The organism is Arenibacter arenosicollis, assembly GCF_014397245.1.
Taxonomy (GTDB): domain Bacteria; phylum Bacteroidota; class Bacteroidia; order Flavobacteriales; family Flavobacteriaceae; genus Arenibacter; species Arenibacter arenosicollis.
Genome location: NZ_JACLHY010000001.1, coordinates 227,622 through 244,742, shown reverse-complemented (window position 1 = coordinate 244,742; position 17,121 = coordinate 227,622). Strand labels below are relative to the sequence as shown.

17 protein-coding genes are annotated in these 17,121 nt (G+C 41.0%); 5 read left to right on the top strand and 12 right to left on the bottom strand.

Translation table 11 applies throughout. The features are described from left to right. The first annotated feature begins 1 nt into the window (after position 1). The 5 genes from H4O18_RS01080 (at position 2) to argH (ending at position 5,568) form a co-directional block, all read left to right on the top strand. A complete protein-coding gene (locus H4O18_RS01080; protein ID WP_187581254.1) occupies positions 2–946 on the top strand; it encodes a Rossmann-fold NAD(P)-binding domain-containing protein in 945 nt (314 codons plus the stop codon). 618 nt (positions 947–1,564) lie between these two features. Then, the gene (locus H4O18_RS01075) at positions 1,565–1,930 is read left to right on the top strand and encodes an endonuclease domain-containing protein (protein WP_187581253.1); all 366 of its coding nucleotides are present in this window, start codon (positions 1,565–1,567) and stop codon (positions 1,928–1,930) included. Positions 1,931–2,255: 325 nt separating this feature from the next. Further along, positions 2,256–3,035 (top strand): acetylglutamate kinase, encoded by a 780-nt coding sequence (gene argB, locus H4O18_RS01070; RefSeq protein WP_187581252.1) that lies wholly within the window; start codon positions 2,256–2,258, stop codon positions 3,033–3,035. 2 nt (positions 3,036–3,037) lie between these two features. Next, entirely contained in the window at positions 3,038–4,105 is a 1,068-nt protein-coding gene (locus tag H4O18_RS01065) for a M20 family metallo-hydrolase (protein WP_187581251.1), read from the top strand. Positions 4,106–4,287: 182 nt separating this feature from the next. Further along, complete coding sequence (argH, locus tag H4O18_RS01060; protein ID WP_187581250.1) at positions 4,288–5,568, top strand: argininosuccinate lyase; 1,281 nt, start codon at positions 4,288–4,290, stop codon at positions 5,566–5,568. Between the two features lie 431 nt (positions 5,569–5,999). Here argH and H4O18_RS01055 read toward each other — a convergent pair whose 3' ends face one another. The 12 genes from H4O18_RS01055 to H4O18_RS01000 form a co-directional block, all read right to left on the bottom strand. Continuing rightward, positions 6,000–6,557, bottom strand: a complete 558-nt coding sequence (locus H4O18_RS01055) for a DinB family protein (protein WP_187581249.1) — start codon at positions 6,555–6,557, stop codon at positions 6,000–6,002. A gap of 53 nt (positions 6,558–6,610) precedes the next feature. After that, the gene (locus H4O18_RS01050) at positions 6,611–7,147 is read right to left on the bottom strand and encodes a Crp/Fnr family transcriptional regulator (RefSeq protein ID WP_187581248.1); all 537 of its coding nucleotides are present in this window, start codon (positions 7,145–7,147) and stop codon (positions 6,611–6,613) included. Further along, positions 7,144–8,133 (bottom strand): NAD(P)-dependent alcohol dehydrogenase, encoded by a 990-nt coding sequence (locus H4O18_RS01045; RefSeq protein WP_187581247.1) that lies wholly within the window; start codon positions 8,131–8,133, stop codon positions 7,144–7,146. Before H4O18_RS01045 ends, H4O18_RS01050 begins: the two co-directional genes overlap by 4 nt. Positions 8,134–8,159: 26 nt before the next feature. Further along, a complete protein-coding gene (locus H4O18_RS01040) occupies positions 8,160–9,572 on the bottom strand; it encodes a BNR-4 repeat-containing protein (protein WP_187581246.1) in 1,413 nt (470 codons plus the stop codon). 5 nt (positions 9,573–9,577) lie between these two features. Next, positions 9,578–10,027, bottom strand: coding sequence for a GNAT family N-acetyltransferase (locus tag H4O18_RS01035; RefSeq protein WP_187581245.1), 450 nt, complete (start codon positions 10,025–10,027; stop codon positions 9,578–9,580). A 283-nt stretch (positions 10,028–10,310) separates the two neighbouring features. Beyond that, the gene (locus H4O18_RS01030; protein ID WP_187581244.1) at positions 10,311–10,886 is read right to left on the bottom strand and encodes a DJ-1/PfpI family protein; all 576 of its coding nucleotides are present in this window, start codon (positions 10,884–10,886) and stop codon (positions 10,311–10,313) included. Positions 10,887–11,402: 516 nt separating this feature from the next. Beyond that, the gene (locus H4O18_RS01025; protein WP_187581243.1) at positions 11,403–11,990 is read right to left on the bottom strand and encodes a helix-turn-helix domain-containing protein; all 588 of its coding nucleotides are present in this window, start codon (positions 11,988–11,990) and stop codon (positions 11,403–11,405) included. A gap of 674 nt (positions 11,991–12,664) precedes the next feature. Next, on the bottom strand, positions 12,665–12,883 hold the full coding sequence (locus tag H4O18_RS01020; RefSeq protein ID WP_187581242.1) for a hypothetical protein: 219 nt from the start codon (positions 12,881–12,883) through the stop codon (positions 12,665–12,667). Between the two features lie 149 nt (positions 12,884–13,032). Then, a complete protein-coding gene (locus H4O18_RS01015) occupies positions 13,033–13,875 on the bottom strand; it encodes a pseudouridine synthase (protein ID WP_187581241.1) in 843 nt (280 codons plus the stop codon). Positions 13,876–13,949: 74 nt separating this feature from the next. Then, positions 13,950–14,855, bottom strand: coding sequence for a geranylgeranylglycerol-phosphate geranylgeranyltransferase (locus H4O18_RS01010; protein WP_187581240.1), 906 nt, complete (start codon positions 14,853–14,855; stop codon positions 13,950–13,952). A gap of 11 nt (positions 14,856–14,866) precedes the next feature. Further along, a complete protein-coding gene (locus H4O18_RS01005; protein WP_187581239.1) occupies positions 14,867–15,805 on the bottom strand; it encodes a mevalonate kinase family protein in 939 nt (312 codons plus the stop codon). Between the two features lie 141 nt (positions 15,806–15,946). Next, positions 15,947–17,029: a diphosphomevalonate decarboxylase gene (locus tag H4O18_RS01000; RefSeq protein ID WP_187581238.1), complete on the bottom strand. Its 1,083-nt coding sequence runs from the start codon at positions 17,027–17,029 to the stop codon at positions 15,947–15,949. Positions 17,030–17,121 lie beyond the last annotated feature (92 nt).

Below are 17,121 nucleotides of genomic sequence, written 5' to 3'. Positions count from 1 at the left end.
AATGCAACACTATTTATCCTTAAAAGATATCGATTCCCTACCGCAGTGGGTGGAAGAAGCTAGATCATTAAAGGCGAATCCGCTTCAATTCAAAGCCTTGGGACAGGCAAAGACCATATGTTTATTATTCTTCAATAACAGCCTTAGAACCCGTTTAAGCACGCAAAAAGCGGCCATGAATCTGGGCATGGAAGTTATTGTGATGAACTTTGGAAGCGAAGGATGGGCGTTGGAGTACGGAGACGGTACCGTAATGGACCAAGGTACCTCTGAACACATTAAGGAAGCAGCTCAGGTAGTAGCCCAATATTGCGATATAGTGGCCATTAGAGCCTTTGCCTCCTTGACCGATAAGGAACAGGACGAGGCGGAAGTAGTCATGAACGGCTTTAAAAAATATGCCGGTATTCCGGTAGTAAACATGGAAAGTTCCGTGGGCCATCCTTTGCAGGCTTTGGCAGATGCCATTACCCTAGCCGAGAACAATACCAAGAAAAGACCAAAAGTAGTATTGTCCTGGGCACCACATCCAAAAGCATTGCCGCATGCTGTAGCCAATTCCTTCGTGGAAATGATGCATTTGCAGGATGCCGATTTTGTTATTACCCATCCCAAAGGATACGATTTAAATCCTGAGGTGACCAAGGGTGCCAAAATAGAATACGATCAGGATAAGGCTCTGGAAGATGCCGATTTTGTATATGTAAAGAACTGGAGTAGTTACCAGGATTATGGTAAGGTGGTAAGTCAGGACAAGAACTGGACCATTACCAATAAAAAGTTGGGCAATGCTAAATTTATGCACTGTTTGCCCGTAAGGCGAAATGTGGTAGTAGCCGATGAGGTTTTGGATGGAAATAATTCCTTGGCCATAAAACAGGCTCATAATAGAACCTATTCCGCACAAATCGTGTTGAAGAAGTTGTTGGAGAGCTTGAAGGGGTAGGCAGTTTGCAGTGAACAGTTTGCAGTGAACAGTAATCAGTAAACAGTTGTCAGTGAACAATGACGAAAATAGGGTGCTCCTTCCCTTAGCAAGCCTGTCCCGCGTTTTCCGCGGGAGGACAAGGTAGCTTCTCCGACCATAGGAGGAGAAGACGGAAGGGATTGAAACCAAAGGTTGGTTGTTGTGCTCGAATGGTTTTATATAGTGCCAAGCTAGGAGACTTTGCACAGTGGAGAACGATTTAATTTGAACAAAAATATAATTTTGAAATACAATCATGGCACCTCCCTTCAGACGAAGGGAGGTGGTTTCGCCCCAAGCGAAGAAGAAGGGTTTTGAAAGCGCGGATATTGGAACAAAAGAGAAAGTTAGGGTTTAGACCAAATGTTAGGGATTTCAAACTCCCCTTTCTTCCCCCGCTGGAGGCGGGGAAATTCATTCCCCTCTTCGTTCCAAGAGGGGAGCTGTTTGATTTGAGTAATAAATATAATTTTGAAATGTTAACACGGCACCTCCCTTCAGACGAAGGGAGGTGGCTTCGCCACAAGCGAAGACGGAGGGTTTTGAAAGCGCGGATTTTGGAATAAGGACGAAAGTTAGGCGAGCTGTAAAAAAGGAATGACAAAGGATAAGCTACATACCAAAAAAGAACTTTCGGGATTCAGAAATGAGCTCCGGTCTAACCTGACGCCAGCCGAAGCCTTTCTTTGGAAGCAATTAAGTTCCCGTAAACTTGAGGGCAGACGATTTACTAGGCAACATAGTATTTCAAAATACGTGGTGGATTTTTATTGTGCAGCAGAGCGGTTGATAGTGGAGTTGGATGGAGAAATCCACAATAATCCCCAGGCCATTGACTATGATGACGAAAGAACTGGATATTTCATGATTATGGGTTACAAGGTGATACGGTTTGAAAACAAAATGGTATTTGACCATTTAGAATCGGTATTAAATGAAATAAAAGATAATTTTAAGACTTAAAAAAGCACTTCCCCTCAGTGAAGGGAAGGTGGCTTCTCCGACCATAGGAGGAGAAGACGGAGGGTTCTGATAGCCAGTATGTATGAATAAAGAGGTGTCGGGATAAAATCAGAAGAGTTGGGATTTCGAACTCCCCTTTCTTTTCTGCCAAAGAGCAGAAAATTCATTCCCCTCTTCGTTCCAAGAGGGGAGCTGTTTGGTTTAAGTTAAAAATATAATTTTGAAATTCAATCAAGCCGGGGGGGTTGCTTCTGGATTTGTAGGTTTGCAAGTCCTAGCCTAGAAAAATGATTAAGGTCACCCCAAGCGGGAAGTAAAAAAAGAGATGAAACAAAAACTATCTATAATAAAAATAGGAGGGAACGTAATAGAGAATGAAGGGGAGCTCAACAAATTCCTGGATTCCTTTTCTGCTATGGCAGGCCCTAAGATTTTGGTACACGGAGGTGGGAAACTAGCTACCCAAATCGCTGAAAAATTAGGAATAGAATCCAAATTGGTAGGCGGAAGACGTATTACTGATGAAGAGGGACTAAAAGTAATTACCATGGTCTATGGCGGATTGGCAAACAAGAATATTGTGGCACAATTGCAGGCCAGAGGTACCAACGCTATAGGATTGAGCGGTGCCGATGGCAATACCATCCGTGCCGTGAAAAGACCGGTACGGGAAATTGATTACGGGTTTGCAGGGGATGTAGAGGAAGTAAATGCAGAGGCCATAGACAAGTTGTTGCAGGCGGAATTTGTTCCGGTGTTTTGTGCGATCACCCATAACAAGGAAGGGCAGTTGTTGAACACCAATGCCGATACCATTGCCTCGGAAGTGGCAATTGGGATGAGCGGGAACTACGAGACCACCCTCTACTATTGCTTTGAAAAGAAAGGGGTGTTGTTGGATGTTTCGGACGAGACCACTGTAGTAAAACACCTGGAACCTAAGAACTACCAGGAATTATTGGAAAAGAAAATTATAGCGGATGGCATGCTTCCAAAATTGGAGAATTGCTTCCATGCGCTTCATAAAAATGTGGGCAAGGTTTGTATTGGGGACTTGGATATGTTAAACCCAAAATCTACCTTATTTACCACGATTACCTTATAAACATGGATCAACAAAAACTTACGGAAAAGGCTATTGCATTGTTACAGGAATTGATTTCAATTCAGTCGTTTTCCTCCGAAGAAGATAAAACGGCAGATGCAATTGAAGCATGGTTTCAATCCTTCGACATCCCTTTTAAACGGGAGAAGAACAATGTGTACGCCTTTAATAAACACTTTGATGAGAGCAAGCCATTATTACTGCTAAACTCGCATCACGATACGGTAAAGCCCAATTCGGCTTATACCAAAAATCCTTTTTATCCACATATTGAGGATGGAAAATTATTTGGTTTAGGAAGTAACGATGCTGGCGGATGCTTGGTATCCCTGATCGCTACCTTTACCCATTTTTATGCCCAGGAAAACCTGAGCCATAATATGGTGATCGTGGCCTCTGCGGAGGAGGAAAGTTCTGGCCCCAACGGCTTGAATAGTATGTTATTAATCCTTCCAAGAATAGATGTGGCTATAGTAGGGGAACCTACTTTGATGAATTTGGCCATAGCTGAAAAAGGGCTGGTGGTTTTTGAAGGTAAGGTTAGTGGAACACCATCCCATGCCGCGCATCCCAATAACAATAATGCCATTTACAATACCATAGAGGTACTGCAGTGGTTCAAGGATTATAAGTTTCCCAAAGTATCGGAAGTGTTGGGGGAAGTAAAGCTTACGGTAACCCAAATAAGTGCTGGAAATCAGCACAATGTTGTACCCGGTCATGTAGATCTGGTAATAGATGTGCGGGTAAACGACTGTTATTCCAACAAGGAAATAGCGGACATACTTACTGCCGAAGCCCCTTGTGAGGTAAAGCCACGTTCGTTACGTTTAAATTCCTCCTCGATCAATAAGGACCATCCCTTGGTTAAATCGGGCTTGGCATTGGGTAGAAGTAGCTACGGTTCACCCACTTTATCCGATCAGGCGGCCCTATATTGTCAGTCCTTAAAACTGGGACCTGGCGATAGTACGCGCAGTCATTCTGCAGACGAATTTATTTATGTGGCAGAAATAGAAGAGGGAATAGATTTGTATATTCAAATTTTACAAGGCTTCCTGAAACAATAAACAATGATAAGTAATCAATAATCAATTAACAATAAACAATGTTGATTTGTTCATTGTAAATGACCTATAAAAAACTATAAAAGACATCAAATGAACCGAGCCAGAACGAACCTGTTTATTTATTAGAGAGGTTTAAAGGCGAACAACATTTGACCTTTAAAAAAAACAAATAAAAACGACAAATGAAACTTTGGGACAAAGGATTTAGCACGGACAAAAAAATAGACCATTTCACGGTGGGCAATGATAGGGAACTGGATTTGCTTTTGGCAAAATACGATGTAATTGCCTCCAAAGCACATGCCAAAATGCTGGGCAAAATCGGGCTGTTGACCCTTAAAGAAACCGATTCCTTGGTAAATGAGCTGGACAATATAGCCAAGACCATAGAAAATGGCACTTTTACTATTGAGGACAGTTTTGAGGACATGCATTCCAAAATTGAGTTCCTGCTGACACTAAGGTTGGGCGATGCTGGAAAAAAGATTCATACCGCACGTTCAAGGAACGATCAAGTTTTGGTGGCCATGCATCTGTACCTAAAGAATGAGTTAACGGAAATCAAAGATCTGACCAAGGATTTGTTCCACCTGCTACTGAATTTGGCGGACAAGCACAAGAACGTTATGTTGCCGGGTTATACCCATTTACAGGTGGCCATGCCCTCTTCCTTTGGACTATGGTTCTCTGCCTATGCCGAAAGTTTGGTAGACGACCTTTATTTTGTGGATGCTGCCTATAAGGTAGCCGACCAAAACCCCTTGGGTAGTGCTGCGGGTTATGGCAGCTCTTTCCCTATAGACCGTAGTTTTACCACGGAGGAAATGGGCTTTGAGACCATGAAATACAATGTGGTAGCCGCCCAAATGGGCCGTGGCAAGGTAGAAAAGGCAGCAGCATTTGGCATGAGCAGTATTGCAGCCACCCTGTCTAAAATGGCTATGGATATCTGTCTGTATATGAGCCAGAACTTTAATTTTGTCTCCTTCCCGGATGAGCTAACTACTGGTTCCAGTATTATGCCCCACAAGAAAAACCCGGATGTCTTTGAACTGGTGCGCGGTAAGTGTAACCGACTTCAAACCGTACCCAACCAATTGATATTAATAACCAATAATCTGCCGAGTGGCTATCATAGGGACCTGCAATTGGTAAAAGAGGTAATCGTACCGGCCATTCAGGACCTAAAGGCCTGTTTGGAAATCATGACCTTTAGCCTAAAGGAAATAAGGGTAAATGAAAACATCTTGGACGACCCCAAATACGATTATCTGTTTAGTGTGGATACCTTGAACGAACTGGTATTGAGTGGCACTCCTTTCCGTGATGCCTATAAGAAAATGGGTAAGGAGATCAACGAAGGCACCTTTACCCCTAAGAGGGACATAAGGCATACCCATGAAGGTAGTTTTGGCAATCTTTGCCTAGCAGAGATCAGAAAGAAAATGGACAAGATTTCTTAATTAGTAAACAGTGGTCAGTGAGCGGTAAACAGTAAAACCGCAATGTCAACAATAAGGGGTTCCTTCCCTTAGTTAAGCCTGTCCCGCGTTTTCCGCGGGAGGATAAGGTGGATTCTCCGACCAAAGTAGGAGAAGACGGAAGGGATTGAAAACCCAAGCCTAGGAGCTTTGTGCACCTAGATTCTTAAGCACGAGCATGATGCTCGCGCTAGCGGGGGGTAAACAGTGGTCAGTGAGCGGTAAACAGTGGGAAGTAAATAGTAAAAAGTGAACAGTAGGCGAAGTGTCTCAGGTCTAAATTTTTTAATGTGATTATTTGCTATTAAAACCAATTCGTCATTGCGAGCCTGCCTTGGCGGTAGAAAGGCCTGCCTCGTCGGAAGACAGGGAGCTGTGGCGACGAAGTAATCTCTCCATAGCTGGGACCAAGCTTACTGTCTACCAGCCTCCTTCAAGACCCTTTCCGCCTGGACCATGTGTCTATGATTGTGATAGATGACCACTCTAAACGTATCTCCCAATCTAAGCTTGATCCATTTGGAAATGGAGATGCCCGTTTTGGTTTTGGTGAGGTCTGCCCGAGAGGCCAGCTTCAATATATTGATCAAGGCCAGTTGTTGGGCAATAAATTTGGAGAGTACCCCCTTATCCAGGCTGCTGCCTACTGGATCCATGGATTTAAAGGTTTTCATCCTGTTTAGCTTTTCCTTGGGAAGCATGGTATTGGCAAAATAGTTGCCCAACCATCCGCTTTTGAATTTTTTGGAAGGTAGGTGTCGGGACGCTATTAGCCGCTTTTCAATTTCAGGAATATAAAAATCCCCATATCGGTTTAAATGTTCAAGGCATTCCAATATACTCCAGCTTTCTGGGGAGGCTTTCCAATTTAAGGTTTCCAAAGGCAGTTTTTGAAATTGTTCTGCCTTGGCCTTATAATCCTGGCTGCGCTCCAACAAATCCTGCAATAAATCTTTAGATGCTATTTCCATTGCTTTTTTATGGCAAAATTCGCTGCTTTTAGCTACTAAAACATTGATTGAAATTAAGATTTTTTGATCCTAGAAAGTGTTTCAGGGGTCATCCTTAGATAGGAGGCAATGTATTTGTTGGGTATTTCCTGAAAGAGTTGAGGGCTGCGCTTTAGGACTCTTTTATACCTTTCCAAGGGAGACATGGTTAAGATATCCCGCTCCCTTTCCATTTGCTGTAATACCAGCTGCTCCAAAATAAGTTGCCATGTTTCCATATTCTCAGGAGTGGACTTTATATACTTGGTAAAGACCGACTTGCCAATGACTTTTAGTTTTGTTTTTTTTAGGGCCTGTATATATAAATCGGAAGGCATTTCGTTTAGAAAAGAATCCAGCGCAACTATAAAATTATCTTTATAGCCAAATCTAATGGTGTGTTCCTCATTTTCCTCTACCACAAAAATCCTTAAACTCCCTTCTGCCACCCAATAGAGGTTGGTATCCATACTTCCCTGAACTTTTAAATATTGGTTCCTATCCAGTTGCAGTTCCGTGCTCCATAAACCTTCCCGGTCTATTTGTTCTTTTAGGTGGGCAATGGGATTCATTCTTTATGTGTTTGGGCTTTGATACTAATCACAATTTTCCCCTTATGTTTTCCCTCACCAAAATACTGGATCAATCGCCCTGCATCTTCCATGGGATATGGACCGTCTATCTGGCATTGGATTTTCCGCTGCGCGAGGAGGTCACAGATAAACTCCAAACCACTATTTGATTTTAGTGCTAGTATCTTTAACCTTTTAGAGCTGAACAGGGGCATAAGTTTACCCCACAGCAACAATCCAATTAGATTGAAAGGCTTGCCGCCTATACTTACATACCGCCCATTGGGGTTCAAGGCTTTGAGATAGGTAAGTGAAGCTTTGTTGGACTTACAATCCAAGATGAGGTCGTACCGTTTCCCTGCCTTGGTGAAATTTACCTTTTTATAGTCGATCACCTGGTCATAACCAATGGCCGTCATTATGGCTAATTTTTCTTGTGAATCCACTCCAGTAACTGCACAATTATGGAGTTTGGCCAACTGTAGTCCAATGGTTCCTACGCCGCCACCGCCACCGTTGATCAGTATTTTTTGCCCCTCTTTTATTTCTCCTATGTCCCGCAAAGCCTGTAATGCCAGACAGGAGGCATGCGGTATGGCAGCCGCTTCCTCAAAACTTAGGGTTCGGGGTTTTTGGATAACCGCATTTTCGTTAATACTTATATATTCGGCAAAGGTGCCAAAGCCATATTCCGAGGTATCGCCCATAACTGCATCCCCAATTTTAAATTTCTTGGCCTTTGCCCCAATGGCTGCAACGGTACCGGACAATTCCATTCCCAAAAGGCCATTTTTGGGTTTAAAAAGCCCGAGCATTAATCGGTACAAATAGGGTTTGCCCAAAGCCAGAATCCAGTCGTAGTCGTTTACGGTAGTGGCATGGATCTTTATTAAAACCTCATTGTCTTTAGGTGAGGGTATGGCGACTTCGGTTATCCTAACCACCTTTTCGGGAGGACCATAGGATTCACATTTAATAGCTTTCATGTGGTTCTATTGAAGTCCTAATTTAATCATTTGATCTTAATTGGCATTTCATAATCTTTGGACATGTTATAGGGCATTTTCCAAATGTCGCCCTTGAAATTTCCAAAATATAGTTCGGATTTACTTAGCTGGTGCGAATCACCATCGGCCCAGAAAAATGAAAACGGGGCCTTGTAATTTACAGGTCTTCTCACATAGGAATGACTTAAAGAACTATGCTCCGTTATAGTGTTTATCTTTTTCCAAGTTTCTCCCTTATCGGTGGATTGCCAGATGGCCAATTCACCGCCAACACCCCAATCCTGGGCACCTTTTTCCGTAGGTCCAACAATTTTCCAGTTATCTTCGCTTATAAAGAGACTCCCCATATCATAATTGTGGTCGGAGGTGGTTACCACATTAGTTTGCCATTCCGCACCGTTCCATTTGGTAATGCACCATTCGTATGGGGCACTTTTGGGTCCGGGTTCGTGACCATTGCTTCTAATGTATAGGCAGGCAGGATAGCCATCAGCTGTAAAGCCCATATCCTTTAGATACAGGTTTTTATTTTGGGAGGCATAATCCACAGCTCTGGCGGGACTGGCCAGGTCCGTTACTGGTACTGGGGTGTTAATACCATTCACAGTGGTCCATGTGGATCCAAAGTCGGCCGATTGGATGTAGTACAGGTCGGTCCTTTTGTCGACATTGCCATTGGGATGTCTATTAAAAAACGTTCCTAACACCTTGCCATTAAATAGATCAGAGGTCTGATAATGCCCTGATTTTTCACCTTCCTTTTCGGGGATGGCGGCGAGTAATTTATCATTGGTCCAAGAAATGCCGTCCTTACTGGTTTCAAAGTAGAGTTGGCGTACCCCTGTATATTTTGTAAAAAATTGAAAGAAGCCAAAATCGGTGTACCTGGGTTGTGGGTAGGTCATTTCCTCTTCCGTTATCTGTACAAATTCCTTAATGGAATACGGCGCTTTGCTTTTGTATTTATAACCTGGTCTTTTGGCACCGCGCCCACTGATAAACACCCAAATATACCCTGAGCCATCGATTAGAATGGAGGGATTGTCATGAGGGTCGTCTACTCCATTTTTGTCAAAGACAACGGTGGGTTGTGAGACCATTTCCGTTTTATGGTCGAACTCCCCGATCATACACAGAAGGTAACGTTGGTCCTCGGACGGCGTTCCCCCATATACAAAAAAGGTTTTTTCAACTTCGGGGGAATAAATGGCCAGGGGAACATGCTTTGCAGTGTAGGTTCCCAGCGCCCCTGAGTATTTGTCCCCATACTCGTACTTCTGATTTAATTCGAACCAAATGCCCCTGTAGCCGTTGATCTTGGTATTGGTCAGGCTTTGGCCGAAGGTATTTCCAACACAAAAAACAGTAAAAACAAGTACTAATAATTTGAGATTTCTTCCAATAATGTTGCTTTTCATTCTTCTTATTTCAATTTGCTAAAACATTTTTTTTTGATCCCTCCCGGACCAATATATTCCCGTGTTTCCTGAAACCCAAACTTCTCATATAAGGCCATTGCCGGGGCATTGGCCCAACCGGTTTCTACAACAAGGGTCTCGGAATCGTCATAATCTTCAACGAACAATAACAGCTTACGGGCAATTCCCTGCCTAAAATAGTTGGGATGTACTACCAAGCTACAGATTTTAAGAGTGTTTTTTAGTTGGTCTATTTCAACTGCAGCGGCCAAAACATCATCTTTCCAAAATCCATAAAATTGGGTGTTGCTGTTTTGAAAATCAATAATGCTTCTGTTTAAAGGCGGAAAATCTGTAGCACCCAATAATGCAGCCTCAATGCGATAGGAGACTTGAAAAAGATCGTGAAGTTTTTCTGCATTGGAAATTTCGGAATGGAATATTGCTTTGATCATTGATGTTTTAGGACTGCCTAAATTATGGAATAATGATTCTAATGAAATCTCTAATATAGCAATTCTTTGTTTCTCCTTCGTGGGTCAAGGTACAGGGTTCAATGTTCAATGTTTAAAGTCCAATGTCCGTCCTTTCGAGGGTGCCTGGTGGCTAGGCAGGCGCAGTCGAGACCTGGATTCTTTTCTTTATCTCAAAAGTTAAGATGGCCAGACCCCTCCTATGCTCGCAATTACGTGAAAAGGTATTACTACCTGCATTTTTCACACAAAAGAAGTTGGTTTGTTATAGCTGAATTTTAGCTCCCATAACTTTAAGAAATTCCCTTATAAAACTTGGATGTGCTGGCCAAGCTGGGGAGGTTATTAGGTTGCCATCTACATAGGCTCCGTCTACGGGGATAGATTGAAATTCTCCTCCAGCCAAATTTACTTCAGGGCCTACGGCAGGGTAAGCCGTCAGCTTTCTTCCCTTTACCACACCTGCAGCGGTCAAAATTTGAATACCATGGCAGATTGCGGCTACGGGTTTATTGGTAGTGAAAAAATGTTGTACCATTTCAAGTACTTTTTTGTTCAATCTCAAATATTCTGGAGCCCTTCCTCCGGCAATTACCAATCCATCATAGTCGTTCACATTTACATCCGCAAAGCTGTAGTTCAACGCAAAATTATGACCCGGCTTTTCCGTGTAGGTCTGGTCGCCTTCAAAATCGTGTATGGCTGTTTTAACGATATCTCCCTTTTTCTTGTCCGGGCATACGGTATGTACAGTGTACCCAACCATTTCCAACATCTGGAAAGGGACCATGGTTTCATAATCTTCGGTGAAATCGCCAGTTAAAAACAATACTTTTTTCATTGTTATCATTTAGGGTTAAAAAATTATTTTTTGTGTTTTATTAAAGCCAAGATGTTCCTTTACAGTAAATTTCGAATTTTCTGTATACAATTCAGCAAGTAAAGGGAATCCAGTACCTAAGTTAACAAATATTGGGTGTTAAATAAGTGAAGTAAGTAGGGGTTGGGTTAATAATTGTTGGTAAAATACTGAATATCAGCAGGTGGTGAATTAAGACGCCTAAAAAATTAACCTTCTTTTAATACACTTATGTTTTTTGCTATACAATATAACAGAGAACAGTGGGTCAGATCCAAAGTTAGAAAGAGGATTGCCGCGCTACGCCTGCCTAGCCGTCAGGCGGGCTCGCAATGACGATAAAATGTCTGGTCGGGCGCAGTCGAGTCCAATAAGGAGGGGCCAATGGTGTGCGACTTCTCTCCCGAAAGATATCAGGAGTTCAGAAAAAGGGGACTCTGTCGAAGTAATTACTTCAGGGCTTTACAGATTAAAGATGGTCTAGTTAAGGGGTATTTTTTATTTGAATATTTTCAAGGCAGGTTTATAACTATGTCTTTTATTTTTAAAGACTTTGATAGTGCTTAATATTATTACTGTAATATTATAAATATATAGGAGTATGACTGGAATGTATAATTTTAAGATACTTGCCGGTCCTACGATGTTATCTAAGTATCCCATTATTACCCCCAACAATCCTGAGAATATTATAATAAAATAAGAGAAAAGAAGGAGGCACCATGTGATTTCAAAATTTAAAATCGACTTGCCGAGTTCATTTGCATTTTTCAATTTATCCTTTTTCAGTATCCAAAAAATTAGGGGAAGAATAATCCCTAAAATTGGGAAGAACAAAAACCCCAGTGCCGATAAACTCATAAGTGTTAAATATCCTTTGTCCTCAAGAATTTTCCAGTCCAAAATTTCATCGGGAGAAGTATCCAGTGCAATTGCCAATCTTTTTAAAGTATCCCCCCGAGGTTCTGATTCGTTATTTTCTATTCTTTGAATGGTTCTTAGACTCAATCTGGACTCTTCGGCCAGTAATTCTTGAGACAACCCTTTTCTACATCTCAATTCCTTAACTCGCTGTGATAAATTCATATTATTGACTTTATATTGTTTTAATCTGATGTAAATGTAATCCTGGTTTATAGTTTTAATAGCGTCTCTTGTACGACATATTTACGTCATTAATGTCAGGCCCTTATTTGAGAGGCATTAAGCGGGAATGGTAAATAGTATTTCTCTATAATCCAAAAATAGTTAATTACATTTTTTTGGACTACTTATTATATATCCAAGTGTTGTCGAAAAAGTAATGAAAGGGATTGTCTGGTCGGGCGCAGTCGAGACCTATAAGGAAAGACCAATGGTGTGCGACTTCTCCTCGTTCCAGAAAAATGGGACACTGTCGAAGTGACTACAACAGACAGTGTGAGGTGTAGTCGTAACGAAGCATCTTCTACTGCAAAAAAAAATAGATTCTTGCGCTGGACCTATTTAGATGTTAGGCAGGCTTGTAATGACGGTAAAATGTCAGCTGGATTGCAGTTGCTAAAAAGATAGATTTTTCCCAAGGTGTACCATGTTTTCTCGCCATGTTCTCTTGGCGGATTAGGTGCGGCAAATATTGTGGTTATTTTTCTGGAAAGACTATTCCGAAATCAAATTCAATTCCCTTTTGGAAATAGTAAATGTATGTGATTCAATTAGCGTCCTAGATTTTGTATGGCCCTGTGAACTATAATTATCCGAACTATTATGATTTCAAAGTGTTATTTCTTATTCACAGTATAGACACCTCCAGCAACCAAAAGTATACCTAATCCTAAATAGATATATCCCTGTTGCTTGCTCCCTTTATCTGAAACATCCAGTTCTATATCCAACACCTTTACAGAGGCCCCGCTATTTTCTATTTTATTCAAACCTACATAACCTAGGGCCAGGCCGCCAATTATTAGAAGGATTCCGATTACTTTTTTAGTATTCATAGTTGGTTGTTTAATCTTAAATATCAACAAAATTTCACGAACCTTATAATAATGTTAACAACAAAATGTACTTTCTAACTGGGTGATAGGGAATTTGCTGCCAATAATAGAGGACGAATAAAGGTAGTAATGATAATAGGCATTAGGTCCTATTTTATCATGCCTAAATTAATAACTTCCTGTTCGGTAAGATGTCTCCAGTGTCCTCTTGGAAGGTCTTTTTTGGTAAGTCCGGCATAGACCACTCGATCCAATTTTACGACCTCGTATTCCAATTCTTCAAAAATACGGCGTACAATTTTGTTACGGGTGCTCTTTAGTTCTATTCCTACTTCCCTCTTGGGAGCATTTTCAATAAAACTAATATCATCTACCCTTACAACACTATCTTCTATAGAGATGCCTTCCTTGATCTTTAGGAGGTCTTCGCCCCTAAGGTTCTTGTTAAGCTCTACGTGATATATTTTGCGAAGTCCGTTTTTAGGCTTTGTAAGTCGCTTCGTCATCTCACCATCATTGGTAAACAATAAAAGACCAGTGGTACTCTTGTCCATTTTACCCACTACGGTAAGTTTGGATTTGGAAGCACTTGAAACCAGGGAGGCCACGGTTCTTCTTCCGTGCTCATCTTTGGGAGTGGTAACAAAATCCTTAGGCTTATTTAAAAGGACGTATTCCTTTTTCTCTGGATTTAGTAAACGACCGTCAAATTTTACTTCATCGGTCAGTTTTACTTTGTAGCCCATTTCGGTGATCGGCTTCCCGTTTACGGTGATGTTTCCTGCAGAGATATAAATATCGGCATCCCTACGTGAACAGACTCCTGAGTTGGCTACATAACGATTTAGTCGCATTACATTGGGGTCCGAAGGTGGCTTTGCTTCCGTTTTCTTTTTTACCGGTGCGTTGCCCCTTGCATAACTTTTTTTTCTAAAAGTGCCGCCTTGCCTACCTGATGCCTTTTTGTCGTTATTGGAATCTGACCTACTCATAAGTACTATAATTTTTTGCAAAGGTAGCAAAGGAAATCATATGTTTAGGCTATTGGAGTGGTTATTACTGATTCTTAGAGAATTCTGTTCAATACCAGATCAACATTGATCAATAAAATACTGAATACTCCCAGTATAATGATCAGTTTTAGAATGTTGTGGAGCCAAACATAGTGTTTTTTGCTGTTGGATTTTACCAAAAGAACTAAAAACCCCAAAAGCAATAAAATACAGAATATAAAATAGAGGTACATATAGCCCACATCAAAATATTCGATCAAGAGAAAGGAGGGTAGTAGCGTTAGTCCAATCAAAATGGAGATACAGGTCTTGGAAAATTTTGCTCCGTACAATATAGGAATGGTCTTATAATTTTGGGCCATATCCCCTGCAATGTTTTCCAGATCTTTGATCATTTCCCTGGCCAATATCAATAGGAAAAGAAAAAGGGCATGGACAAAAATCACGGCATCAAAATTCTTATAATACACAAAAACGGCGAAAAAGGGGGCAATGGCCAAGGTTGCGGAAACAAAATTGCCCAAAAACGGCACTCGTTTTAACTTGTGGGAATAGAACCAAATGCCAAAAATATAGGCAGAAAAGAACACAACGGCCTTAAAGGAGACATAACTGGCAAAGAATACCGAAAGAAAATTTAATACAAAATAGGTGGTGAGTTTGGTACGCTGACTTACCAAGCGATCTAACATGCTCTTTCGAGGCTTATTGATAAGGTCTTTTTCCGCGTCGTAAAAATTATTGATGATATAGCCAGCAGCAATTACCAAAGCCGAGCTGAGTACGATAACGAACAGGTTGCCATCAAAAACAACTTTCCGGAGTGGTAAATGGGGAGCTAAAATATAAATGGACGCCAGGTACTGCGCCAAGGTGATCATAAGAATGTTGTAGCCTCTGACCACAGAAAACAAGCTCAGGAACTTTAATAGCAAGAGCTTGTTTTTTCTACTAAGCATAGGGGTTGCGTTTAGAAGTTATAAACCACTTCTAAATTATAGCCTTTCAGGGCTTTTTTTGCCTTATTGATGTCTTCGGTAAATCCTAAAATATAGCCTCCACCGCCAGAGCCGCAGAGTTTTAAATAATAGTCGTTGGTATCTATTCCCTGCTTCCAAAGTTTATGGAATTCCACAGGAATCATAGGTTTAAAATTATCCAAGACCACATGGGACAACTGCTTTAAATTCCCAAACAGGGATTTTACGTTCCCATTTATGAAATCTTCCACACAGGCGTCTGTATGTTTAATAAACTGATCTTTTAGCATGGCCCGGAATCCTTCGTGTTTCATTTGCTCCATAAACAAATGTACCATCGGAGCAGTTTCTCCAGTGCTACCACTGTCCAAAAGGAATACAGCTCCCTTGCCATCCAAATTTTGGGACGGAATGCTGGTAGATTCTATATTGTCTTGGGAATTTATGAGTATTGGTAGGCTTAAATAGCTGTTTAAAGGATCAAGGCCTGAGGATTTACCGTGGAAAAACGATTCCATTTTTCCAAAAATAGTCTTCAGTTTTAGTAGTTTCTCCCTAGTAAGGTTCTCTAGAACAGTGATTTTTTCAATAGCATATTTGTCGTAGATAGCGGCTACCAAAGCGCCACTGCTCCCCACTCCATATCCTTGTGGAATGGAACTGTCAAAATACATGCCGTTGGCTACATCTTTATTCAAGGCCTCCAGGTCAAAGGTCACCAATTCGTGATCTTTTTGCTGTAAGTTTTTTAAATATTCCGCAAAGGCTTTAAGGCTGGCGTTGGATTTCTTTGCCTCTTCAGAATCCTTATTCTTGGATTTTAATGCCCCCTTAAAAAAATTATAGGGTATAGAAAGTCCCTTGGAATCTTTAATGATTCCATATTCCCCGAAAAGCAGAATTTTAGAGTAAAATAATGGTCCTTTCATTTCTTTAAGTTAAGCATAAATAATTAAACCGTAATATTTAATAATCTGTAATTAGAGTTCCGATGATTTCACGATACTCACCAATTACCTTAATAATTAACGCAATCTCCCGCTATTAATTATTTAATTTTCAAATTGAATTTACAGCTTTTTCGCTCCTTTTCCAATTTGATCGCAAATATACTGCCCGTTTTCGCAATATGCAACCAACTCATTACTAATAAATTGGTAAACTTTTTCTTTTTCTTTTTCAGGATACAGTACATGCACATTGGCTCCTGCGTCCAATGTAAAACAGACATGGGTTTTGGAAGAGGCCCTAAAGGCCCATATTTTACTGATAATCTCCAGAGTATTGGGTTTCATCAGCATAAAATAAGGCATGCTGGTCATCATCATGGCATGCAATGTAAGTGCTTCGCTTTCCACGATTTTAATAAATTCCAATAAATTTCCTTCCTCAAAAATCGATTTTAATTTAGACAGATTTTTATGCGCTTGGTCGAACCGTTGTTCTGCAAAAGGATGATCGTGCATTAAATTATGGCCAAGGCTACTGCTCACCTCTTTAGATCCTTTGTCCACCAGAAGAATGGTATCCTGATAGTTCTTAAAAATCGGGTGTACCTTATATGGATATTTTATGGCATAAAGATCGGAGCTGTTCAATGTGTCCTTATGATCACCCCACTGCATTAAATCACCTTCTATACTCCTGCAGGCGCTACCGGATCCCAATCGTGCCAAAAAAGAGGCTTTCTTTTTAAAAAAGTTGGAGTCCATCCCCGGGTTCAACTCCCTTTCCAGTTCCATTAGACACAGCGCTAGGGCAGACATCCCACTGGCCGATGATGCAATGCCACTGCTGTGGGGAAAGGAATTGGAAGTTTCTATGCTGAAATGATAATTTTTTAAGAAAGGCAGATATGGCTCTGTCCTTTTGAAGAACGTACTTATTTTGGGTTTAAAATCCTCCTTTGGTTTGCCCTCGAAAAGGAGGTCGAAGGAAAAGTCGGTACTTCGGTTGTCCAATTTTTTATAAGTAAGAGTTGTTGTAGTAGTACAGGTATCCAAAGTAAAACTGATCGATGGGTTGGCGGGAATCTGATGCTGCCTCTTGCCCCAGTACTTTACCAAGGCAATATTGCTGGGCGATTTATAGGTAACTTTTCCTTCGGTTTTGTCTATGGTATACCCGGAAGGGCTAAAGTCTTTATCGGTCATAATGGAATCAATTTGTGCAAAGATAGTTTTTAAGGAGTTTTGCTGTAGATCCTGTTAAAATAAATTGTTAATTTAGGGGATTAACAACCAAC

Coding starts and splice junctions, on each gene's coding strand:
- H4O18_RS01075 (WP_187581253.1), top strand. CDS start 1,565: ATGACAAAGGATAAGCTACATACCAAAAAAGAACTTTCGGGATTCAGA.
- H4O18_RS01045 (WP_187581247.1), bottom strand. CDS start 8,133: ATGAAAGCTATTAAATGTGAATCCTATGGTCCTCCCGAAAAGGTGGTT.
- H4O18_RS01030 (WP_187581244.1), bottom strand. CDS start 10,886: ATGAAAAAAGTATTGTTTTTAACTGGCGATTTCACCGAAGATTATGAA.
- H4O18_RS01055 (WP_187581249.1), bottom strand. CDS start 6,557: ATGGAAATAGCATCTAAAGATTTATTGCAGGATTTGTTGGAGCGCAGC.
- H4O18_RS01050 (WP_187581248.1), bottom strand. CDS start 7,147: ATGAATCCCATTGCCCACCTAAAAGAACAAATAGACCGGGAAGGTTTA.
- H4O18_RS01080 (WP_187581254.1), top strand. CDS start 2: ATGCAACACTATTTATCCTTAAAAGATATCGATTCCCTACCGCAGTGG.
- H4O18_RS01025 (WP_187581243.1), bottom strand. CDS start 11,990: ATGAATTTATCACAGCGAGTTAAGGAATTGAGATGTAGAAAAGGGTTG.
- argH (WP_187581250.1), top strand. CDS start 4,288: ATGAAACTTTGGGACAAAGGATTTAGCACGGACAAAAAAATAGACCAT.
- H4O18_RS01035 (WP_187581245.1), bottom strand. CDS start 10,027: ATGATCAAAGCAATATTCCATTCCGAAATTTCCAATGCAGAAAAACTT.
- H4O18_RS01000 (WP_187581238.1), bottom strand. CDS start 17,029: ATGACCGATAAAGACTTTAGCCCTTCCGGGTATACCATAGACAAAACC.
- H4O18_RS01065 (WP_187581251.1), top strand. CDS start 3,038: ATGGATCAACAAAAACTTACGGAAAAGGCTATTGCATTGTTACAGGAA.
- H4O18_RS01015 (WP_187581241.1), bottom strand. CDS start 13,875: ATGAGTAGGTCAGATTCCAATAACGACAAAAAGGCATCAGGTAGGCAA.
- H4O18_RS01040 (WP_187581246.1), bottom strand. CDS start 9,572: ATGAAAAGCAACATTATTGGAAGAAATCTCAAATTATTAGTACTTGTT.
- H4O18_RS01005 (WP_187581239.1), bottom strand. CDS start 15,805: ATGAAAGGACCATTATTTTACTCTAAAATTCTGCTTTTCGGGGAATAT.
- H4O18_RS01010 (WP_187581240.1), bottom strand. CDS start 14,855: ATGCTTAGTAGAAAAAACAAGCTCTTGCTATTAAAGTTCCTGAGCTTG.
- argB (WP_187581252.1), top strand. CDS start 2,256: ATGAAACAAAAACTATCTATAATAAAAATAGGAGGGAACGTAATAGAG.
- H4O18_RS01020 (WP_187581242.1), bottom strand. CDS start 12,883: ATGAATACTAAAAAAGTAATCGGAATCCTTCTAATAATTGGCGGCCTG.